The sequence below is a fragment of the Streptomyces sp. CC224B genome (assembly GCF_030010595.1).
Lineage (GTDB): Bacteria > Actinomycetota > Actinomycetes > Streptomycetales > Streptomycetaceae > Streptomyces > Streptomyces longispororuber.
Genome location: NZ_JASCXL010000153.1, coordinates 1 through 20,516, shown reverse-complemented (window position 1 = coordinate 20,516; position 20,516 = coordinate 1). Strand labels below are relative to the sequence as shown.

The window sequence follows — 20,516 nt, the reverse complement described above, 5'->3', positions numbered from 1 at the left end:
GCCCCCCCCCCCCGGCGGGGCTGGCCCGCGCCGGCCCGCGCCCGGGGGGGGGGGGCGCCGGGGGGGGGGGGGGGGGGGGGCGGGCGGGCCCCCCCCCCCCCCCCCCCCCCCCCCGGGCCCCCGGCCCGTCGCCCGTGCGTCCCGCCCGCCGCCCCGCGCCGGACCCCCGGCCCTCACCCCCAGAGCGCCTCGGCGAGGGCCGCGCCGGCGACGGCGGCGCCGCGGCCCGCCAGGACACTGGCCACGACGTTGGCCGCGGCGAGGAAGCGGGCCCCCGTCCCGGCCAGCCGCAGCGTTTCGTACGAGAACGTGGAGTACGTGGTCAACGCCCCGCACAGGCCCGTACCGAGGAGGAGCTGGGCGGAGTGGGACGCGGCGCCGTGGACGACCGCCCCGGTGAGGGCGCCCAGGACGAGGCTGCCGACGACGTTGACGGTGAGGGTGCCCCACGGGAAGGCACCGTCGTGCCGGGACCGGACGGCGCGGTCGGTCAGGTAGCGCAGCGGCGCGCCGACGGCGCCGCCGGCGAGGACGAGCAGCCAGTTCATCGCCGCCCCCGGGAGAGAGCGCGGCGGGCCGTCGCCGCCGCCGTCCACACGGCCGCGAGCGCGATGAGCGGCGTCAGGGCCAGGCAGCCCAGACCGGTGACGGCGCGGCCGTCCTCGATCAGGCGCTGGACGTCGACGGCGTACGTGGAGAACGTCGTGAAGCCGCCGAGGACGCCGGTGCCGAAGAACGGCCGCACCAGCCGGTGCGGGGTCCAGAGGTCGGTGACGAGCACCATGAACGCGCCCATCACCGCGCAGCCGACCGCGTTCACCAGGAGCGTGGTCCAGGGGAAGGCGCCCGCCGCGGTGGGCCACAGCAGGGCGGCGCCGTACCGGGCCGCGGCACCCGCCGCCCCGCCCACGGCCACGGCGGCCACCACGGGCGCCTCCCGGCGGACGGCGTTCCGGCGCCGGGCGGCCGGGGCACCGTCGCCGGAGCCGAGGCCCGAGCCGGAACCCGGGACGAGGTCCGGGCCGAGATCCGGGTCGGAACCCGGGGCGAGGTCCGGGCCGAGGTCCGGGTCGACGGGTTCGGTGGCGCGGTCGTCGCGCGGTGCTGTCATCGGATACGTGTCTCCCACTCGTGGCCGCCCGGAGTGTGCGGGCGCGCGTCCTCACAAGCAGGGACCGTTGGCGGCGCCGTCGCCGCGGTGCGGTACGGCGGGCCCCACCGCCGCCGGACCGCCGCGCGGGCAGCGGTCGTGCCGTCCAGCGTAGCCGCGGGCCACCACTCCGACGAATGAATGATCACATCTTCCGCCCGGTCCCGCCGTTACGCACGGCGTGATCAAGCACACCATCGCCGCCGCCGTCCTGGCCGGCCTCGCACTGACAGCTCTCGAAGGCACGGCGGTCGCCGCCGGCGCTCCCGCCCAGCCCCTCACGGCCACCGCCCCCGCCTCCCCGTCCGTACGGGGCGGCGAGGACGACCGGGGCGGACGCGACGACGACCCCCGAAAGGCCGGGAAGCGACAGAACCACGACGACCGGAGGAACACGACGAGGCGGCACGACCACGACGACTAGACGACCCGCCGAACAGACGCCCAAGGAAACCGACCACTGACAGCAGCGGCCCGCCGACGACAACGGCGGGCCGCTTCCGCGTGGGGAAGGGCGGTGGGCGGCGCGCGGCGTTTCCGCCGGGCCGCCGGGGGCATCCGCCGCATACGGGAAAGATCACGTGCGGCCGGGCCGGGAGACGGAAGGCAGGGGTGGTCATGGGCGGCGGGCGCGCACTTCGGGCGCGGGCCCGCGACCCGCGCCCGAAGTTCCTCGCACCCCGTGGCTTCCCAGCCACGTCCACGGGTCTCCCACCGGGCCCCCGGCAAACCCGCACCCGCCGGACACGTTTCACCCCCGTGCCCCTCCCCGAGCGGCGTACCGGCGCGACGGAGCACGTACCGCCGTACGAACGCACGACAGCAGGACGGCACCACGGCATGACGGCACCGCAGCACCGCGGCGCCGAAGCGGCAGCGAAGAAGCACCTACCGAAGCACCGAAGCACCGAAGCACCGAAGAGATGAGGCGTTCCCATGGCCACGGTCGCATCCGCCGTCCTCGTTCTCGACAGCGGCGAGCCCGAGCAACTCGCCCTGTTCTACAGCGCGTTGCTGGGCGGCGAGGTGGAGTACAACCCCAAGGCCGACCGGTTCGAGGTGACGGCGGCGTCCGGGGCGCGGCTGGGGTTCCGCCGCGACACGGGGTTCGCCCCGCCGAGCTGGCCCCGCCCGGACGACTCCCAGCAGACGCACCTCGAACTGCTCGTCCCCGACGGCGACCTGGACGCCGCGGAGCGCGCGGCCGTCACGCACGGCGCCCGGCCGGTGGACACCCGGCACGGCGGTAACCCCGACCTGCGCCTGTACTGCGACCCGGCCGGGCACACCTTCACGCTGCGCGCGGGGTGACGGCGCCCCGGCCGGGGGCCGTCAGTCCTCGGGCACGCCCCACAGGGGGTCCGGCGCCCGCGGCGGCGCGGGGTCCGCGATGTCGAGCGCGACCTTCGTCCAGCCGGGCTCGCGCCGGTCGAGGTTCCCGTACGCCGCGACGGCGTCGTCCGTCACGGCCCAGTGGCTGATGAGGGGCGTGGGGTCGAGGACGCCGGAGGCGACGAGGTCGACCAGGCGCGGCAGATGGCGGCGGTGGTGGCAGGTGCCCATGCGCAGGGTGAGGTTCTTCCGCACGGCCCGGCCGAGCGGGAAGCGGTCCGCGTCCGGCGGGTAGGCCCCGACGATGCCGACGCTCCCGGCCTTGGCCGCCATCTCGACGGCCCAGCGGACGGCGAGGCCGGGGGCGTCGCCGGGCGCCCAGGTGCCGCGCTCGTCAGGGTTCGGGACGGGGGCCGTGTGCGAGACGGGGGCCGCGCGGTCGCGCCCGGCGGTGTGCGCCTCCCCGCGGCCCGCCCGGTCCTCGGCCGCGGCCACCGCGTCGGCGGCCGGGCCGAGGACGGGCCGCTCGGCGTCCACGCCGACCGCCTCGATCACGCGATCCGCGCCGGCGCCGCCGGTCATCTCGCGCACCTTCTCCACCGGGTCCTCGGAGTTGAAGTCCACCGTCTCGGCGTGCTGGGCGCGGGCGAGCGCGAGCCGGTCGGTGAGCCCGTCGACCACGATCACCCGGCCCGCGCCGTGGTGGCGGGCGGCGGCGACGGCGCACTGGCCGACGGGGCCCGCGCCGAGGATCGCGACGGTGTCGCCGCTGCTCACCCCGGCGAGCCGCGCGCCGAACCAGGCGGTCGGGAGGGTGTCCGAGAGCAGGACGGCCTGCCCGTCGTCGACACAGTCGGGCAGCGCCACGAGCCCGGTGTGCGCGAACGGCACCCGCGCGTACTCGGCCTGGAGCCCGTCGAGGCCGCCCGCGCTCTCGGGGCCGCCGAAGTACGTCGGCCCGCCGTGCGCGCCCGCGGGGTGGGCGTTGTCGCACAGCGCGTACAGGCCCGCCCGGCAGGTGGGGCACGCGCCGCACGCGACCGTCGGGGAGATCACCACCCGGTCGCCGGGCCGGAAGTTGCGGACGCCGGAGCCGGTCTCCTCGACCACGCCGACCGCCTCGTGCCCGAGCACCCGCCCCGCCCGCAGCCCGGGCAGCGTGCCGCGGACCAGGTGCAGGTCGGTGCCGCTGATCGCGGCCGTGGTGATGCGGACGACGGCGTCGTGGGGGTCCTGGACCTTGGGCTCGGGCACGTCCTCCACCCGGATGTCGCCGACGCCGCGCCAGACGACCGCCTTCACCGGTCCTCCGCCTGGAACATCCAGTGGTGCTTCTCCAGCGCGCCCGTCAGGGAGATGAGCAGGTCCTGGGTGACCGGGTCGACCTCCTTCGTGGTGGTGATCCGCTCGCGGAGCCGGTCGATCACCGCGCCCAGCGCCTCGGTGAGCAGCCGCACGGCGTCGCTGTCGCGCAGCCAGCCCTCCTCGACGGCGGGCAGCAGCGCGTTCGCGGCGACGGTCTCGGACCGGCCGTCGGGCGGCACCCCGATGGCGGCGGCGCGCTCGGCGATCGTGTCGGCGTACGCGCGGGCGGTGTCGACGACCTCGTCGAGGTGGAGGTGGACGGTGCGGAACCGGGGGCCCACGACGTTCCAGTGCGCCTGCTTGGCCAGCAGCGACAGGCCGAGCAGGTCCACCAGCGTGTGCTGGAGTGCCTCGCCGGTGGCGTTGCGCGCCAGATCGGACAGCGTGTTCCTTACGACGGTCATACCGCTTCTCCTCCTTGGAACCTCGGGACCTCGGGACCGGGTGGGACGAGGGTCGCGCCGCGGGCGGCGGACTGCCCGGGTGCCCTGGGGCCCCGGACAGGAAACGGCGGGCGTCGTTCCGGGGCGGGTCCCGGCGGGGCGTCTCCGCGGACGGCGGCGCGTGAGGTGCGGGGCCCGGCGGGAGGTTGCCCCGGATGGCACCACGGGAGGCTTCCGCGGGTGGCACGCGGGAGGTTTCCGCGGGTGGCACCGCGTGAGGTGCGGAGCGCGGGGTACTCGGCAGCGCATGAGTGCATCGAACGGGCTGACCGTAGCTGACGCATCGTCCGACGTATCCGTCCTCGCCGGCTCCGTGCCCCTGGGCGGTCTCGCGCCCTTCCTCATCGGCCTGGTCGTCGCGGTGGCGCTGACGTGGGCCGTGTGGCTCGGCATCCGGGTACGCAGAAGGGAACCGGCCCGCCCCCGCCCCGAGGAGCAGCCGCGGCTGCCGGAAGGGGGGCCGGTCCACGAGGTGCGCGAGCGGCGGGAGCCGGACGAGGTGCCGCGCAGCGACGAGCGCCTGACCCCGCACCAGCTCAAGGGCCAGGGCAACGTGGGCAGCAAGCGCAGTGACGACCAGGAGCCGGACCGCTGGAGCTCCGGCTCCAGCGGCGGCTTCGGCAGCGGCGGCCCCGGCAACCAGACCTGACGGGCCGCCACCGGGGCGCCGGACCGGCACCGGCCCGGCGCCCCGGCCCATGGGCCGCCGCGTGCAACCTCCTCGCAACGTCCGGCGGTGTGGACTGGCGCGGTCGCGCCACCACGGTGCGGCGCCCGCGATCCGGAGGAGGCCGACCCGCCATGGCTGACACCCCGCGCGTGGAGCTGACGCCCGCAGCCGCCGACCTGGTACGGCGGCTGCGGGCGGTCCACGGTCCGCTGATGTTCCACCAGTCCGGCGGCTGCTGCGACGGCAGTGCGCCCATGTGCTACCCCGACGGCGAGTTCCGCACGGGTGACTCCGACGTCCTGCTCGCGTCGCTGTCCGTGGACGGTGTGGCGGAGCCGGTACGGTTCTGGATGTCCAGGAGCCAGTACGAGGTGTGGAGCCACACCCGGCTCATCGTCGACGTCGTCGAGGGGCGCGGCAGCGGTTTCTCGCTGGAGGCCCCCGAAGGCGTCCGCTTCCTCATCCGTTCACGGCTCGTGGGGACGTAGGCCACCGTCACCGTCACCGTCGTCTGGTGGACTCCCTTCCCTGCTGGGACATTTGGACGGACCGGGCGACCCGAGGGGGATCCGTGACACGACGCGGGCACGGCGGCAGACGATCCACGGCGACGCGGTTCAGAGCGGTGCGCGGCACCCTCGCCGCGCTCACGGCACTCGGCACCCTGGCCGGTGCCGCCCTCCTGGGGGCGGCACCGGCCAGCGGCGCTTCCGGGGCCGCGCGGGCGGCCATCGAGATCGCGCCGGGCGTGGAGTACCGGCAGTACGACATCCCGGCCGCGCGGGGCACCGCGCACGCGCACGTCCTGGACGTGGACCTGCGCGAACCCGGCGTCCGCGTGGGCCTGCTGTACCCGGGCGCGGTCGGCGCGCGCGAGGCCGTGTCGGCGATGGCGGGGCGGGAGGGCGCGGTCGCCGGAGTCAACGGGGACTTCTTCAACATCACGGAGACGCAGCACCCCGGGGTGGAGGCGACCGGCGCGCCCGTCGGCCCGGCGATCGCCGCCGGGCACCCCCTCAAGGCGGCCGTGCCGGACGGCCAGCGCTTCGGCCCGGCCCTGCCGCCCGGCACCACCACCGAGGACGTCATCGGCGTGGGCACCGACCGCCGGGCCCGCCTGGACCGCATGCGGCTCGACGGCGGCGTGCGCACCCCGGAGGCCCGGCTGCCGCTCGGCGGGCTCAACCAGTACGCGCTGCCGGTCGGTTCGGTGGGCGCGTTCACCAGCGACTGGGGCGTCACGTCCCGGGTGCGCGCCACCTGCGGCACCGACACCGACCGGGGCGCGCCGTGCAGCACGGACACGTACGAGGTGACGGTGCGGCGCGGGCACGTGGTGGAGGTGGCCGAGGCACCCGGCCGGGGCGCGATCGCCCCGGGCACGACGGTCCTGGTGGGCCGGGAGGCGGGCGCGCAGCAGTTGCGCAAGCTGGCGCGGGGCGACGCGGTGGGGGTCCACCACCGGCTGGTGCCCTCGGCGTCGCGCGTGCCGTACCGCTTCGCCGTCGGCGGGTACCCGCTGCTGCGCGGCGGCGCCCCGCTGCCGGGCCTGGACGGCCGGACCTCGGCGGTGCGCACCGCCGCCGGCATCGGTGACGACGGCAGGCGCCTCGTGCTGCTCGCGCTGGACGGCGCCCCCGAGTTCCGCACGGGGCTGACCATCGCCGAAGTCGCCGCCGCCCTGCGGGAGCTGAGTTTGGAGGACGGCTTCAGCCTGGACGGCGGGGGCTCCAGCACGCTGGCCGCGCGGGCGCCGGGCACCGCCGAGGTGACGGTGCGCAACCATCCGAGCGGCGGCGCGGAACGCCCGGTGCCGAACGGGATCGGCGTCTTCTCAGGCGGCTAGGGCCCGGTCGCGGGCGGGGTGTCGCGCACGGCGACGAGGCCGTTGAAGACGCCCACGTAGGCGGTGCCGTCGGGGCCGAGGGTGACCGGCGCCCAGTTGTTGTCGTAGGCGAGCCCGGTCCCGGCGAGCCGCTTGAAGCGGGTCAGCCCGGTGTGGAAGTCGACGGCCGTGAGGTACCAGGCGTCGACGCCGAGGGCGTTCGGCTCCTTGGTGTACAGGTAGAGGAGCCCGTTCGCGGTGGACAGCTTGGGCACGGTGGACGGGGAGCGCTCCCGGCTCTCCCAGACGGTGTCGCAGCCGCTGCCGTCCGCGCGGACGTCGATCCTGGTGACGCCGCCGACGACGCTGCGGCCGAGGGTCAGGGACGTGACGTTCTCGTAGCCGTAGTTGTTCTCCACGACGAGGCTGTTGCCGTAGCTGACCAAGGAGTTGTCGGTGGTGGACGCGTCCTCGCCGAAGACGGGGACCGCGCAGACCAGGCGGCGGCCGGCGGGGACGGCGGGGTCGCGCCGGTGCACGAGGACGTTCATCCGGCCGTCGGCGTTGTCGGTGATGGCGACGTACTTCTCGTCCGTGCCGAACAGGTCGGGCGTGGTGCCCGACCCCTGGTTCACCGAGCCGGGCTTGGTGCCCGTGCCGCGGTCGTAGGGCTGCCGCCACAGGACTTCCGGGGTGCCGTCGGCGGCGGCCTCGAAGGCGTACAGGGCGTGGTCGGAGACGATGGAGACGCCGTCCTCGGCGACGGAGAACGAGTTCTGGATCTCCTCGCCGCGCAGCCGCAGGGACCGTACGGCGCCGGTGCGCGGGTCGACGGTGCCGACGCGGCCCTGCCGGGTCACCCACCACAGGCGGCCGTCCCAGTCCGGCATGACGGAGGTGACGGGGTCGCACTCGCCGCTCGGGAAGAGGTTCGTCCAGCTCACGCAGTCGTGCGGGACGTGCGCCGTCAGGTCCCAGTCGGCGTCGACGACGAACCGCCAAGCGCCGTCGGGGGCGCGCTCGTGCGCGAGGCGGACGATGTGCTGGCGGGAGTCGGCGAGCACGAGCCGGTCCTGGTCGTCGAGGTAGGAGTAGGCGCCGCCGGACGTGTCCTTGAAGATCTTGGAGAAGTCGAGCCGGGTGACGGCCTCGACGGTGGAGGGGCGCTGCGGCAGCCTGTACGTGGCCAGGGTGCGCAGGGTGCGCGTCTGGAGCAGCTTGACCTCGAAGCCGGAGAACGTGCCGCACACGGTGACGAGGCGCCCGGCGCGGTCGAAGGTGACGGTGGCGCACTCCCCGCCGAGTGCCGCCATCCTCGCGCTGGTGACCTCCGGGGCGTGGCCGAGGGGGCCGGACCACGGGTACGTGCCGCTGCCCGCGGCGTCGGCGTGCATGCCGCTGCGGCCGTTGGGCGCGAGGTGGGGGTGCTGGGGCGGCGGGTCGCCGGGGACGGGCCGGGGCGTGGCGGGCGCCCCGGTGTAGGGGGCGACGAGCCGGTGGCCGGGCGCGTTCGGGATCTCGTCGGCGACCGCGGCCGGGGCGGGGGCCGAGACGGCGAGGGCCAGGGCGAGGACCGGGGCGAGGGTCGCGAGCGTACGGGGCAGACGCGGCATGCGCCGACGCTAGGACCGCACCCGTGAAGTGTCCATGCGCATCCGGGAGTTGTTCACACGGCCGTGACGGCGGCGACGGCCGTCCGGTGGGGAGCGCAGGGCGGCGCGGCGGCGGTCACGGGCGCCCGGCGGCGACGGCCGCCGCCGGGGGCGGGCGGGTGTCAGGGCCGGATGCCGCTGACGATGTCGGCCGTCGCCGTCAGGCCGTCGTGGATGGTGGGGGCCACGCTCGTCCCCGCCAGGTAGAAGCCGAGCAGGCAGCACACCAGCGCGTGCGACACCTTCAACCGGCCGGTGCGCAGCAGGACCGCCGCGAGAATCAGGAGCAGCAGCCCCATGGAAATCGAAATGGCCATCACGGACCTCCTCCGCCACGTCCGCCGCGGCTTTCGGCGGCAAGTGTCGCGTAGCAGAGGTTTTGTCCGGGTGACCGGCGTGTCCGCCGGACGAGTGGTCCTGCCGGCGCCGAGCGTGCCGGGCCGGCCGGAAGGGGCGGTTACCGGCCGCGCGCGTCGAGATAGGCCTGGAGGCCCGCCAGGTCATCGGTGTTGAGGTGGTCGACCCCGGCGGCGAGCAGCTCGTCCCACACCGCCTCGCGGGCCGGTCCCGGCGTGTCGGGCGTGGCCCAGAAGCGGACGCGCTGCCCGCGCCGGTGCGCGGCGGAGACGATGCCGCGCAGCTTGTCGCGCTCGGCGGGCGGGATCGGACCGACGCCGCGCCAGGTGAAGTGCAGCGACCAGTTGTCGCTGACGAGCGGCATGAAGGAGGCGCGCGCCGGGCCGCCGAGGTCGGCGAGGCGGCCGTCGTAGAAGGCGCGGCGCACCTTCTGGGCCTCGAGGACGGGGCGGGCCGCGCGGTCGCCGGATATCACGGTGGTGACGGCGGAGCGGACGACCTTGCCGTACGCGTACGTGGTGAACAGGCGGCGGTAGGGACGCAGTCGGCGGTCCAGTTCGCGGTAGGTGGCGGCGCCCTCGGTCTTGAGGTCGACCAGGAGCTGGAACTGGCCGTGCCAGCGCCGGTACACCGAGCCGTGGTGGGCGCGGACGCGGGCCGCGAGCGGGTCGAGGTAGAGCGCCTCCAGGGTGCGGGCGGGGTCGAGGTCTTCGGGGTCGTGGGCGACGAGGAGCCGGCCGTCGACGAGGAAGACGTCGGCCTCGACGCTGGTGAAGCGGTGGTCCAGGGCGTCGAGGAGGGGGCGGGCGTGCTCGTAGTCGTTGTGCGCGTGGGCCCGCGTGAGGGGGCGGAGGCGGCGGCCCGCAGTACCCACGGCGCCCGCGGGGGCCGTGGTGCCCGGGGCGGTGTCGGCCGCGTGGGCGAGGCCGGGGGCGGCGACGGCGGTGGCGACCGCGGCGCCGAGGGTCGTCAGGGCTCTGCGGCGGGTGACGAGGGCCATGGGGTACCTCCCAGGAGGGGCGGGGACGGGGAACGGCCGAAGCCTCAGTGAGTATGAGCCTCCGGCCGGACCGAAAAACCCGCGTGGCCTGGGAGTTGGCGCGACCGACGCCTCGCGTTCACCGCGCGGAGCGGGCCCCTGGGCGGCGGGTCACCTCCGGGTTGGCGCAGTGGGCCGGTGGTTCGCCGCGCAGGTGGCGGCCCACTTCCGCCCCGACGATGCGCGCGGCCTTGCGGGCGACCTCCTGGCTGCCGCCCGCGATGTGCGGGGTCATGACGATGCCCGGGGTCCGCAGGAGGCGCGCGTCGGCGGGGACCGGCTCCTGGGGGTAGACGTCGAGTCCGGCGCCCGCCAGGTGGCCGCTGTCCAGGGCGTCGCAGAGCGCGCCGTAGTCGAGGAGCGCGCCGCGGGCGCAGTTGACGAGGACGGAGCCGCGCGGCATGCGCGCGAGCTCGGCCGCGCCGATCATGCCGGTGGTCTCCTCGGTCACCCGCGCGTGCAGGGACACGACGCGCGAGCGGGACAGGAGGGCGTCCAGGCCGACCGGTTCGGCGACGCCGCGGAGCGACTCCGGTGCCACGTACGGGTCGTGGACCAGGACGTGCGCGCCCATCGCGGTCAGGATGCGCGCGACGCGGCTGCCGATGGCGCCGTACCCGACGAGGCCGACGGTGGTGCCCTCGATCTCGATGCCGCAGGAGTCGTAGTCGTAGTAGTCGCCGCGCCACACGCCCCGGCGCAGGTCGGTGTGCGTGTCGCCGACGCCGCGGGCGGCGGCGAGGAGCAGGGTCAGGGTGTGCTCGGCGGTGGCGACGGCGTTGCGCCCGGGGGCGTAGCAGACGGCGACGCCGTGCCGGGTCGCCGCCTCCAGGTTGGCGTTGACGGGCCCGCCCCGGCTGACGCACACCAGCTTCAGGTCCGGGCAGGCGGCGAGGACGCGCTCGGTGACCGGCGCCATCTGCGTCACGCACACCTCGGCGCCGCGGAGGGCGTCGATCAGTTCGTCCTCGGTGCCGGAGGCCTCGGCGACCTCGCCGACGGGGCCGAAGGGGGTGTGCGGCCAGGGCAGGGTGAGTTCGCGGACGTCGACGTCGGTGCCCGCGTCGTCGGCCGCCGCGCGGACGGCGTCGGCGAGCAGGCGGGGCAGGACGAAGTGGTCGCCCGCGGCGAGGACGGTGGTGCTCATGGGGCTGCTTCTTTCCGGGAGGCGGGTGGTGGTCAGGAGGTGTGCGTGCCGGCGGTGGGCACGTTGAGGCGCAGCAGCGCCGACTGCCCGTCGCGCAGCCGCAGTTCGGTCAGGGCGCCGTTGACGACCTGCGGGAAGACGCGGCGGTACGCGCTCAGCGGGATGCCGAGCAGGTCGCACAGGAGCAGGCGCAGGAGCGTGGAGTGGGCGACGACCAGGACGCGCCCGTCGGGGAACGCGGCGGCCATCTCGTCGAGGCAGGCGCGGGCGCGGGCGGTGGCGGCGCCCGGGTCCTCGCCGTCCGGCAGGTGGTGGGCGACCGGGTCGACGAGGAAGGCGTCGAGCGCGTCGGGGAAGCGCGCGCGCATCTCGGCGCGCGTGAGGCCCTCGCCCCGGCCGAAGTCGACCTCGCGCAGGCGCGGGTCCTCGCGCACGGTGACGCCGAGGGCCTCGGCGGCCGGGGCGGCGGTGAGCCGGGCGCGCGACAGCGGGGAGCTGTAGACGGCGTCGGGCCGTTCGCGGGCCGCCCACTCGGCGAGGGCGGCGGCCTGCCGCCGGCCGCGCGGCGTGAGGGCCACGTCGGTACGGCCCGCGTACCGGTTGTCGGCGTGCCAGACGGTTTCGCCGTGGCGTACGAGTAGGACGTCGGTCACTGGTGCTTCCTCATCGGTGGTGCGGGCGGGGGTGTCACGAGGGCGGGGGCGGGCGTCACCGCGCCCTGGCCCGGGCGTGGGCGGCGACCTGGGGCGGCAGCCAGCCGCGCGCGCCGAGGGCTTCGACGAACCGCAGGTAGACGGGCAGGAGCCGGTCGGTCCGCGCGGGGTCGGGGGTGATCTCCTCGCCCGGCCGGACCATGGCCCGGGCCGCGTCCCGTACGGTCGCCCCGGTGGCCGTGGCGGCGAGCACGGCCATGCCGACGGCGCCCTCGGCCTGGGCGGGCAGGCGCACGGGGCGGCCGAGCACGTCGGCCCGCAGCGCGCTCCAGTAGCGGTTCCGGGCGCCGCCCCCGGTGAGGGTGAGCGGGCCGTCGACGGGCGCGCCGAGCAGGTCCAGGTAGTCGAAGCAGAGCCGCTCGACGCAGGCGACGCCCAGGAGGTGGGCGTGGAACCGCCCGGCCTCGCCGCGCGGTTCGCCGAGCGTGAAGGGCCGCGCGCCCTCGGCCCGGAACGGGAAGCGCTCCCCGCCGTTCGACACCAGGGGGTAGGTGACCGCCTCCCCGTCGCAGGCGGCCGCCGCCTCGGTGAGGCGCCGCAGGTCCGCGCCCGGGAACTCCCGCGCGAGCGCGCCCGCGCCGCTGCTGGACGCGCCGCCCGGCAGCCAGGTGCCGTCGGGGCCGCGGTGGCAGTAGACGACGCCGCCCGGGTCGCGGACCAAGTGCGGGCTCACGCCTTTGAGGACGAGGGTGGTGCCGAGGACGGAGTTCCAGGCGCCGGGGGTGAGCGCGCCCGCGCCGAGCTGCGCGGCGCAGCCGTCGGTCGTCCCGGCGACCACGGCGGTGCCCGCGGGGATTCCGGTGGCCGCGGCGGCGTCGGCGCACACGGTGCCGAGCACCGTGCCGGGGCGTACGACGTCGGGCAGCAGCCGCTCGGGCACGCCGAGTTCGGCGCACACCTGTGCGGGCCAGCGCTCCTCGACCAGGTGGTAGCCGGTCTTCAGGGCGTGGCTCGCGTCGCTCGCCACCTGGTGCCCGGTGAGCCGCCAGGTGGCGAGGTCGGCCTGGTGCAGCAGCCGCGCGCCCGCGGGGACGTGCGTGTGGTCCAGGAGCCACAGGAGCTTGGGCAGCGCCCACGACGGCTGCATGGACCGGTAGCCGAGCGCGCGCCAGGTGTCCGCGCCCGCCGCGTTGACGCGGACGGCCTGCTCGGTGGCGCGCCCGTCGTCGTACATGAGGCCCGGGGTGAGCGGGGTCCCGCGGGCGTCGGCGAGCAGGACGGTGCCGGAGGTGGCGTCGAGGGCGAGGCCGCGGATCCGGGCCGGGTCGTCGAGCGCGCCGGTCGCCTCGCGGCAGGCGGCGGCCAGCGCGTGCCACCACTGCTCGGGGTCCTGCTCGTGGCGCTCGCCGTCGCGGTGGCTGGTCAGCGGCCGGGCCGCCGCGGCGAGCACGGTCCCGGCGGAGTCGACGGCGACGCAGCGGGCGCTCTGGGTGCCGAGGTCGAGGCCGAGCCAGACGGCGTCGGGCGGCAGCGGGGCCGCGGACGGCGCGGGCGGCGTGGGGTCAGGCACCGGGGTCTCCTTTCGCGGGGGCGGGGACGGCTGCCGCCCCCGGGGCGGTGGTTGCCGTGGCGGTGGTGCGGGGTGCCGCCGCGGGGGTGGCGCGGGTGGCCGCCTCGGGGGCGGTGCGGGTCGCTGCCTCGGGGGCGGTGCGGGTGGCCGCCGCCCAGCCCGCGTCCCGGGCGAGGGCGCGCCAGCGCAGGAGCTCCTCGTACAGCCCGGCGTAGAACCGCGACCGCTCCGGGTCCGGGTGCCAACGGGTACGCATCCGTACGTACTTCTCGGCGGCACCGCGCATGTCGGTCTCGGCTCCGGTGAGGACGAGGCCGGTCAGGAAGGCGCCCTTGGCGCCGAGTTCGGTGTCGCCGGAGCGGGCGGTGGGCACGCCGGTGGCGTCGGCGACGAGTTGGCACCAGGCGTCGCTGTTGGCCCCACCGCCGCACAGCCGCAGCTCGGTCACCGTGGTGCGCGCGGCCACGAGCGAGTCGCGGACGACGAGCGAGAGCCCGTCGAAGACGGCGCGGGCCAGGTCGGCGGGGCCGTGTTCGAGGGACAGGCCCCAGAACGAGCCCCGCGCGCGGGGGTCGAGGAACGGCGCGCGCTCCCCCGCCGGGGACAGGTACGGCAGGAACAGCACGCCGCCCGCGCCCGGCGGCGCGGTGAACGCCAGCTCGGCGAGGTCCGGCGGCCCGGCGAGGCCGAGCGTGCGGGCCGCCCAGCCGAGCACCTCGGCGCCGTTCAGCGTGGGGAAGGCGCGCAGGACCCGCTCCCGGCCCCGGTAGGCGATGGTGATGCCGGTGGGCTCGCCGCCGGTGTCGACGTCCTCGCGGACGATCTCCGTGCACAGCGTGGTGCCGAGGATGCCGCACGCCTGGCCGGGGTCGACGACGCCGACGCCGCGCGCGGTGGCCGCGATGTCGTACGGCGCCATCACCACGGGCAGCCCGGCGGGCAGCCCGAGCAGGGCGGCGGCGTCACCCGTCAGCTCGGCGATCCGCTCGTGCTCGCCGAGGACCCGCGGCAGCAGCCGCGCGTACGGCGTGAGCCCGAACAGCTCGAGGACGGCCGGGTCGTAGTCGCCGGTGGCGTGGTCGAGGAACGGCGCGGACGCGTCGGACTCGTCGACCGCGGTGACGCCGGTGAGCTTGAGGAAGAGCCAGCCCGCGGCCGTCAGCGAGGCGCCGGAGGCCTCCAGGCGTCCTGGATCGTGGGCGGCGAGCCAGCGGAACACCGCGTTCGGCATGCCGCTGCACGTGAGCGAGCCGTTGCGGCGGAACGCCTCCTCCAGGACGCCGTCGCGCTGCCAGTGCGTGAGGATCTCGCCCGCGCGGCCGTCGGACCACAGGATCGCGGGTCCCGTGGGCCGCCCCGCGGCGTCGACGAGCCAGGCGCCGTCGCCCTGGGCGGTGAACGTCACCAGCCAGACGGGGTCGCTCACGTCGGACAGGGCGGTGCGGACGGTGTGCACGACCGCGTTCCACACGGCGTCCATGTCCTGCTCGGCCCAGCCGGGGCGGCGGCGCAGCACCTCGGTCGCGAGCCGTGACACGGCGAGTTCGCCGCCCTGGTCGTCGAAGACCACCGACTTGATCATCGTGGTGCCGACGTCGATCGCGAGGACGGACATGGCGTTCACAGTCCCTTCGGGGCAGGGGCGGGGGCGGCGGCGGGAGCGGCGGCCGGGGCGGGGGCGCCCCCGGTCCCCGGCTCGGGGTCACTGTCGGGGGCGGCGGCCTTCAGGACAAGGGTGAGGAGCGCGCTGACCGCGTGGAACCCGGCGAAGATCCAGACGACGCCCGCCACGCCGAGCGGGCCGCGGAAGAGGCTGACGACGAGCGGCACGACGAACGCCGACGCCCCGGCGCCGAGGTTCAGGGCGGCCATGGCCCGGCCCTTGTGGGCGGGCGCGATCGCGGTCATGAGCGCGGACAGCGGCACGTACCCGGAGAGCGTGGCCCCGTACAGGACGGCGACGAGGACGCACAGGCCGTACCGGTCGCCCGCGCCCGCCGGGACGTAGTACAGGAGCAGCGTCGAGACGGTGCAGCCGACGCCGCCGCACCAGGCGACCGTCGCGCGCCAGCCGGCCTTGTCCCCGACGACACCGAACAGCAGGTTCGTGACGATGTTCGTGGCGAACATGAGGGCGAGCAGTCTGAGCCACTGGGCGTCCGAGAGCCCGACCTCGTCGGTGAACCACGCCGGGAGCATCACCAGGAAGCCGAACTGGGAGGCGGTGTTGAGCATCCGCACCACGGCTCCGGCGCCGACGCGCGGAGTGCGTACGAGGATCGTCAGGCTGCCCACGAGCCCCGCGAGGGGGCGCTCGCCGGCCGCCGCGAGCCGGGCGGCGCCGGTGCGCTCGCGGACCAGGAGCAGCGGGAGCAGCCCGCCGGCGGTGACGACGCCGAGGGCCGCCCAGAGCGTGCCGCGCTCGCCGAGGATTGGGATGAGCAGGCTCGCGGTGAGGGAGCCGAGCGTCGGCAGACCGGCGGAGAACGCCGACCAGAACCAGCCCATGGCGCTGCCCATCTGCTTCGGCGGGGCGACGGCGGCGATCCACACCAGGAAGGCGTACGCGAAGAGCGGGTAGGCGAGGCCGCGCAGTCCGTAGCCGACGAGCAGCAGCGGGTAGGCCGCGCTGGGCACGGCGACGGCGAGGAAGAACACGTGCGTGACGACGAAGGAGACCAGGCCGAGCCACATGACCCGGCGCGGCCCCCACAGGTCGGACAGCGCGCCGGACAGCCAGGCCGCGACGGCGCCGGTGACGCCGTACACGGTGAACACCATGGCGACCCGCGCCTCGGGGACGCCGAGGTCCTCCAGGTACGGGGAGAGGAACCCGGCCTCGATGCCGACGCCCGTCATGAAGACCAGCAGGCCGAGATAGCCCCAGGAGAGGGGCCGGGGGATGCCGAGGCGTGTGAGGAGCGCACGCGGCTCGGTGGTGCCGCCCGGGGCGGGCGGCACGGGAGGGTTCGTCATCGAAGCTCCCCGGAGCGATGGGACGGCGGACGAGGGGGGACGGCGGCGCGCGCTGGAGTGAGCAAACAACTGGCCGAAAAGGCACGTCAAACACCCGGGACATCCTCACGCGGGGCAGGGCGGCCGCCGTGTGACGCGGGCACGCCCCCGCCCGGCTCCGGCGGGGGCCCGGGGTGTGCGGCGCGTGAAGTGCGTGAGAACATCACGCGGCGATGTCACACGGCGTACGGCGGGAGGCGGCGGCCTTGGAGGCTGCGGAAGGAAGCGCGGTGGGCGTGGGAAGCTCCGGGGCGGGAGGCCTTGGCGCGGCGGACGCGGGAGGCTCCCGGCCGGGAGGCCCTGGCGCGGCGGACGCGGGAGGCTCCGGGGCGGGAGGCCTTGGCGCGGCGGGCGCCAGGGGCGGTGGCGCGGCGGAGGCCGCAGACGGGGGTGCCGACCGTGCCGACCGGGGTGACGCGCGGGAGTTGCGGCGGCGGCAGGTGCGGGAGCGGGTCGTCGCGGGCGGCTTCGTCCGGGCCGCCGACCTGGCCGAGGTGTTCGGCGTGAGCCTCATGACGATCCACCGGGACCTGGACTTCCTCCAGGCGCAGGGCTGGCTGCGCAAGGTGCGGGGCGGGGCGACGGCGCTGCCTTCGGCGCAGTTCCACGGCAGCGTCGCCGAGCGCATGTCCACGAGGGCCGCCACGAAGCAGCGCCTCGCCCACGCGGCGGCGCGCCTGCTCGTGCCGGGCCAGTCGGTGCTGCTCGACGACAGCACGACGTGTCTGCACCTGACGCGCGAGTTCGCCGGGCGCACCCCGCTGACGGTGCTCACCAACTCGCTGCCCGCGATCACGGCGCTCGCCAAGGAGCCGGGCGTCTCGCTCATCGCGCTCGGCGGCAGCTACTTCCCCGCGTACGACGCCTTCATGGGGCTGCACACGGCCGACAGCGTGGCGGCGTTCCGCGCGGACGTGCTCTTCATGTCGACGACCGCCGTGACACGCGGCCGCTGCTACCACACCTCACCGGAGACGGTGCAGGTCAAGCGGGCGATGATGGCGGCGGCCACGCGCCGCGTACTGCTCGCCGACCACACCAAGTTCACCCGCGACGGCCTGTACGCGCTCGCGCCCCTGACGGACTTCGACGTGGTGGTCGTGGACGACGGGGTGGCGCGGGAGGAGGTGCGGGGGCTGCGGGAGCGGGGGACGGAGGTGCTCGTGGTGGAACGGGAGTGACCAGCGGAACACGCCGCCCGCCACGGCGCTGGCACCCCGCGCCGCGTCCGCCGAGGCCCAGGCACCCGCCCCGCCTCCGCCACGGCCATGGGTACGGCGAAGCCGCCCGCCCCGTGTCCCCCGTGAGCGGACGGCTCGCGTCCGGTGTCCAGAGATCAGAGTCGGTGCAGGCGACATGGTGCTCTGCCGCTGAGCTACGCCGGCCCGAAGCCGACGACGGGATTCGAACCCGCGACCGCCCGTTCCCAAAACGAAGTAGCCCGCTCCTGCGCACCTGGACGCCCTCACCGTAGCGGGCACCGCTCGCCCCGGCACCCCGTTTTTCGCGCGGCCTCAGGCCGTGCGGGCCGCGGCGGCGTCACCGCTCAGCTCGTCCCAGTGCACCGTCCGGTCGCACCACCGCTCCAGGAGCACCTTGTCGTGGCCCACGGCGAGGAGGCCGGCGCCGGTGCGGGCGCGGTAGCCCTCGACGGCGGCGACCAGCGCGGCCGTCGTGGACGCGTCCAGCATCGCCGTTATCTCGTCGCAGATCAGCCAGCGCGGGTCCAGGACCAGCGCGCGGGCCAGGCAGGCGCGTTGGAGCTGGCCGTCGCTGACCTCGTGCGGGCGGCGGGCGAGGAGGTCGTCGCCCAGGCCGACGGTGCGGGCGAGGTCCGCCACCCGGCCCGGGACCTCGGCGGCGCGGCCGGTGGCCCGCAGGGGCTCCGCGATGAGCTGGGTGAGGGTCAGGCGCGGGTCGGCGGAGAGCCGGGGCTGCTGGAAGACCACGCCGAACGCGGTGCGCTGGGCGCGCGGAGCCCGGTGCCGCCAGCCGCGGGCGGGTTCGCCGTCGATGACGACCTGGCCCCGGTCGGGCTGGTGCAGCAGCGCCGCGACGCGGGCCAGCGTGGACTTGCCGCAGCCGCTGGGGCCGAGGAGGCCGACCGCCTCGCCGGGCGCGACGGTGAGGTGTACGTCGCGGACGACGGGGTCGCGGCGGTCGTATCCGGCCGTGACGGAGCGCAGTTCAAGCACGGGGCGCCTCCAGCGCGACGGTGTGCGGGTGGGGGTGCGGGTGGTGGCAGGCGACGCCCTCGCCCCCTGAGCGTCCGCCGCCCGCGCGCCCGTACGCCGCACGCTCGTCACCCACGCGCCCGTACCCCGAGCGCCCGTCGCCCGAGGGCCCGTCGCCCGCGCGCCCATGCCCAGCCCGCTCGGCGCCCGCGCGCTCGTCGCCCACGCCCCGGTCCCCCGCGCCGTCACCCCCGGCGCCCGCGCTCGCGCTCGCGTCCGCGTCCGTGCCCGCCAGTACGGGCAGGACCCCGCACGCCTCGTCCGCCCGGGCGCAGCGCGGGGCGAACGCGCATCCGTCCGGCAGCGCCGACAGCTCGGGCGGCATGCCGGGGATGGGGGTGAACTCCCGCTCGGGCAGGGCGTTCAGGAGGCCGCGGGCGTACGGGTGGCGCGGGCCGGGCCCGTCGAAGAAGGCCCGGGCGTCGGCGATCTCGACGATGCGGCTCGCGTACATCACCGCGACGCGGTCCGCGACGCGCCGGGCCGCGGCCAGGTCGTGGGTGATCAACAGCAGCGCGCGGTCGTCGCCGACGTGGCGGCGCAGCTCGTCGACGGTGCGGTCGACGAGCTCGCGGTCGAGGCCGGTGGTGGGTTCGTCGGCCAGGAGCAGCGGCGCGTCGCCGACGAGGGCGAGCGCGGTGGCGGCGCGCTGGGCGAGGCCGCCGGACAGCTCGTGCGGGTACCGGTCGAGGTGCCCGCGAGGGAAGGAGGCCCGGTCGGCCGCCGCCTCGGCGGCCGCGCGCAGCCCGGGGCGGCGGACGCCGGTGAGCTCCCGGAGAGTCTCCTCCAGTTGGGAGCGGACGGTGCGTACGGGCGTCAGGTGCGCGGCCGGGCTCTGCGGCACCAGGCCGACGCGCCGCCCGCGGACGGTGCGGGCGAGGGTGCGCTCATCGGCGGTCAGCAGGTCGAGGTCGCCCAGGAGCGCGGCCCCGGCGGTCTCGGCGTTCGCCGGCAGCAGGCCGAGCAGGGCGGAGGCGAGCACGGACTTGCCGCAGCCGCTCTCGCCGACGAGGGCGAGGCACTCCCCCGCCGCGAGGTCGAAGCGGGCGTCGGTCACGGCGGACACGTACGCGCCGCCGCGCATGCGGAAGCGGACGGACAGGCCCTGGACCGACAGGACGGGCGCGGCGGTCACAGCATCAGCTCCGATCGGCGGCGCGGGTTGATGCGCTCGCGCCAGGCGCCCGCGAGGCCCGCGATCGCCAGGGTGGGCACGATGATGAACAGGCCGGGGAACAGCGTCGGCCACCAGTCGCCCGCGAGCAGCGAGCTGCGGGCGCCCTGCACGAGGGTGCCGAGGCTCGCCTGGTGCGTGGGCAGGCCGAGGCCGAGGAAGGACAGCGCGGACTCGTGCCAGATGGCGTGCGGCACCATCAGGACGGCGGCGAGGCCCGCCTGGGGCAGGACGCCGGGCAGCAGGTGGCGTACGGTCACCCGCCAGCGGGAGGCGCCGCCGGAGATGGCGGCGTCGACGTACGGGCGGGAGCGCAGGGACAGGACCTCGGCGCGGACGATGCGGGCCGTGGACAGCCAGTGCGTGAGTCCGACGGAGATCACCACGGGCCAGACGCCGGGCCGGAACATCGCCACGATGAAGATGCCGAGCAGCAGGTGCGGGACCGAGGCGAAGACGTCGACGAGGCGCATCACGATCCGGTCGACCCAGCCGCCGCAGGCGGCGGCGAGCGCGCCCACGGCGGTGCCGACGACGGTGGCGACCACGGCGGCGACGACGCCGACGAGCAGTGAGACGCGCAGCCCGTAGACGCAGCGGACGAGCAGGTCGCGGCCCACGTCGTCGGTGCCGAAGGGGTGCTCCCACGACGGCGGCAGGAGCTTGTCGGCGAGGTGGACGGCCTGCTCGTCGAGGTTCACGACGGGCGGCACGACGAGGACGGCGAGCACGACGGCGGTGACGATCGCGGCGGAGCTCCACACCCGCCACGCGCGCGTGGCGGAAGTCGGCGGGCCCCCCCCCCCCGACGCCCCCCCCCCCCCCGCGGGGGGGGCGGGCCACGAAACACACCCACCGGGGGGCGCGGCCGGGCAAGCCGGGCGCCGGCC

Annotated in this window: 20 protein-coding genes and 1 pseudogene; 6 read left to right on the top strand and 15 right to left on the bottom strand. The window is 76.4% G+C overall.

What is annotated here, in order from left to right; translation table 11 throughout:
* Nucleotides 1-173: 173 nt before the first annotated feature.
* Nucleotides 174-548 carry a fluoride efflux transporter CrcB gene (crcB, locus tag QK440_RS37415; RefSeq protein ID WP_282797728.1) on the bottom strand — a complete coding sequence of 125 codons (375 nt, stop codon included), beginning with the start codon at nt 546-548 and terminating at the stop codon, nt 174-176.
* Nucleotides 545-1,111, bottom strand: a complete 567-nt coding sequence (locus QK440_RS37410; RefSeq protein WP_282797727.1) for a CrcB family protein — start codon at nt 1,109-1,111, stop codon at nt 545-547. Before QK440_RS37410 ends, crcB begins: the two co-directional genes overlap by 4 nt.
* 220 nt (nt 1,112-1,331) lie before the next feature.
* Here QK440_RS37410 and QK440_RS37405 point away from each other — a divergent pair, with 220 nt between their 5' ends.
* Nucleotides 1,332-1,574 (top strand): hypothetical protein, encoded by a 243-nt coding sequence (locus QK440_RS37405; RefSeq protein WP_282797726.1) that lies wholly within the window; start codon nt 1,332-1,334, stop codon nt 1,572-1,574.
* A 512-nt stretch (nt 1,575-2,086) separates the two neighbouring features.
* Complete coding sequence (locus QK440_RS37400) at nt 2,087-2,461, top strand: VOC family protein (protein ID WP_282797725.1); 375 nt, start codon at nt 2,087-2,089, stop codon at nt 2,459-2,461.
* A 21-nt stretch (nt 2,462-2,482) separates the two neighbouring features.
* On the opposite strand, the gene QK440_RS37395 is transcribed toward QK440_RS37400, so the two are convergent.
* Both QK440_RS37395 and QK440_RS37390 read right to left on the bottom strand, forming a co-directional pair.
* Complete coding sequence (locus QK440_RS37395; RefSeq protein WP_282797724.1) at nt 2,483-3,784, bottom strand: alcohol dehydrogenase catalytic domain-containing protein; 1,302 nt, start codon at nt 3,782-3,784, stop codon at nt 2,483-2,485.
* Nucleotides 3,781-4,251, bottom strand: coding sequence for a DNA starvation/stationary phase protection protein (locus QK440_RS37390; protein ID WP_282797723.1), 471 nt, complete (start codon nt 4,249-4,251; stop codon nt 3,781-3,783). The genes QK440_RS37395 and QK440_RS37390 overlap by 4 nt, the downstream gene beginning before the upstream one ends.
* Before the next feature lie 286 nt (nt 4,252-4,537).
* Here QK440_RS37390 and QK440_RS37385 point away from each other — a divergent pair, with 286 nt between their 5' ends.
* The 3 genes from QK440_RS37385 to QK440_RS37375 all read left to right on the top strand — a co-directional run bounded on the left by QK440_RS37385 (nt 4,538) and on the right by QK440_RS37375 (nt 6,806).
* A complete protein-coding gene (locus QK440_RS37385; protein WP_282797722.1) occupies nt 4,538-4,939 on the top strand; it encodes a DUF6479 family protein in 402 nt (133 codons plus the stop codon).
* A 152-nt stretch (nt 4,940-5,091) separates the two neighbouring features.
* The gene (locus tag QK440_RS37380; RefSeq protein WP_282797721.1) at nt 5,092-5,448 is read left to right on the top strand and encodes a DUF779 domain-containing protein; all 357 of its coding nucleotides are present in this window, start codon (nt 5,092-5,094) and stop codon (nt 5,446-5,448) included.
* 194 nt (nt 5,449-5,642) lie between these two features.
* On the top strand, nt 5,643-6,806 hold the full coding sequence (locus tag QK440_RS37375; RefSeq protein WP_282797729.1) for a phosphodiester glycosidase family protein: 1,164 nt from the start codon (nt 5,643-5,645) through the stop codon (nt 6,804-6,806).
* On the opposite strand, the gene QK440_RS37370 is transcribed toward QK440_RS37375, so the two are convergent.
* From QK440_RS37370 to QK440_RS37335, 8 genes are all read right to left on the bottom strand, one after another.
* On the bottom strand, nt 6,803-8,398 hold the full coding sequence (locus QK440_RS37370) for a hypothetical protein (protein ID WP_282797720.1): 1,596 nt from the start codon (nt 8,396-8,398) through the stop codon (nt 6,803-6,805). The genes QK440_RS37375 and QK440_RS37370 overlap by 4 nt on opposite strands.
* Before the next feature lie 161 nt (nt 8,399-8,559).
* The gene (locus QK440_RS37365) at nt 8,560-8,754 is read right to left on the bottom strand and encodes a hypothetical protein (protein WP_190134979.1); all 195 of its coding nucleotides are present in this window, start codon (nt 8,752-8,754) and stop codon (nt 8,560-8,562) included.
* 140 nt (nt 8,755-8,894) lie between these two features.
* Complete coding sequence (locus tag QK440_RS37360; RefSeq protein WP_282797719.1) at nt 8,895-9,794, bottom strand: phosphatidylinositol-specific phospholipase C/glycerophosphodiester phosphodiesterase family protein; 900 nt, start codon at nt 9,792-9,794, stop codon at nt 8,895-8,897.
* 118 nt (nt 9,795-9,912) lie between these two features.
* Nucleotides 9,913-10,980, bottom strand: coding sequence for a 2-hydroxyacid dehydrogenase (locus QK440_RS37355; protein ID WP_282797718.1), 1,068 nt, complete (start codon nt 10,978-10,980; stop codon nt 9,913-9,915).
* A 32-nt stretch (nt 10,981-11,012) separates the two neighbouring features.
* Nucleotides 11,013-11,633: a histidine phosphatase family protein gene (locus tag QK440_RS37350; protein WP_282797717.1), complete on the bottom strand. Its 621-nt coding sequence runs from the start codon at nt 11,631-11,633 to the stop codon at nt 11,013-11,015.
* A gap of 55 nt (nt 11,634-11,688) precedes the next feature.
* A complete protein-coding gene (locus tag QK440_RS37345) occupies nt 11,689-13,203 on the bottom strand; it encodes an FGGY family carbohydrate kinase (RefSeq protein WP_282797716.1) in 1,515 nt (504 codons plus the stop codon).
* On the bottom strand, nt 13,196-14,818 hold the full coding sequence (locus tag QK440_RS37340; RefSeq protein WP_282797715.1) for an FGGY-family carbohydrate kinase: 1,623 nt from the start codon (nt 14,816-14,818) through the stop codon (nt 13,196-13,198). The genes QK440_RS37345 and QK440_RS37340 overlap by 8 nt, the downstream gene beginning before the upstream one ends.
* 5 nt (nt 14,819-14,823) lie before the next feature.
* Nucleotides 14,824-16,179: an MFS transporter gene (locus tag QK440_RS37335; protein ID WP_282797714.1), complete on the bottom strand. Its 1,356-nt coding sequence runs from the start codon at nt 16,177-16,179 to the stop codon at nt 14,824-14,826.
* Nucleotides 16,180-16,643: 464 nt separating this feature from the next.
* Between QK440_RS37335 and QK440_RS37330 the strand changes: the two genes are divergently transcribed.
* Nucleotides 16,644-17,399 carry a DeoR/GlpR family DNA-binding transcription regulator gene (locus QK440_RS37330; protein ID WP_282797713.1) on the top strand — a complete coding sequence of 252 codons (756 nt, stop codon included), beginning with the start codon at nt 16,644-16,646 and terminating at the stop codon, nt 17,397-17,399.
* A gap of 333 nt (nt 17,400-17,732) precedes the next feature.
* Here the strand turns inward: QK440_RS37330 and QK440_RS37325 are convergent, their stop codons facing one another.
* The 3 genes and pseudogenes from QK440_RS37325 to QK440_RS37315 form a co-directional block, all read right to left on the bottom strand.
* Nucleotides 17,733-18,413 (bottom strand): ATP-binding cassette domain-containing protein, encoded by a 681-nt coding sequence (locus tag QK440_RS37325; protein ID WP_282797712.1) that lies wholly within the window; start codon nt 18,411-18,413, stop codon nt 17,733-17,735.
* 286 nt (nt 18,414-18,699) lie between these two features.
* Nucleotides 18,700-19,536 (bottom strand): annotated as a pseudogene (locus QK440_RS37320) (ABC transporter ATP-binding protein); the annotation flags it as partial.
* A gap of 47 nt (nt 19,537-19,583) precedes the next feature.
* Complete coding sequence (locus QK440_RS37315) at nt 19,584-20,390, bottom strand: ABC transporter permease (RefSeq protein WP_282797711.1); 807 nt, start codon at nt 20,388-20,390, stop codon at nt 19,584-19,586.
* Nucleotides 20,391-20,516: the final 126 nt, after the last annotated feature.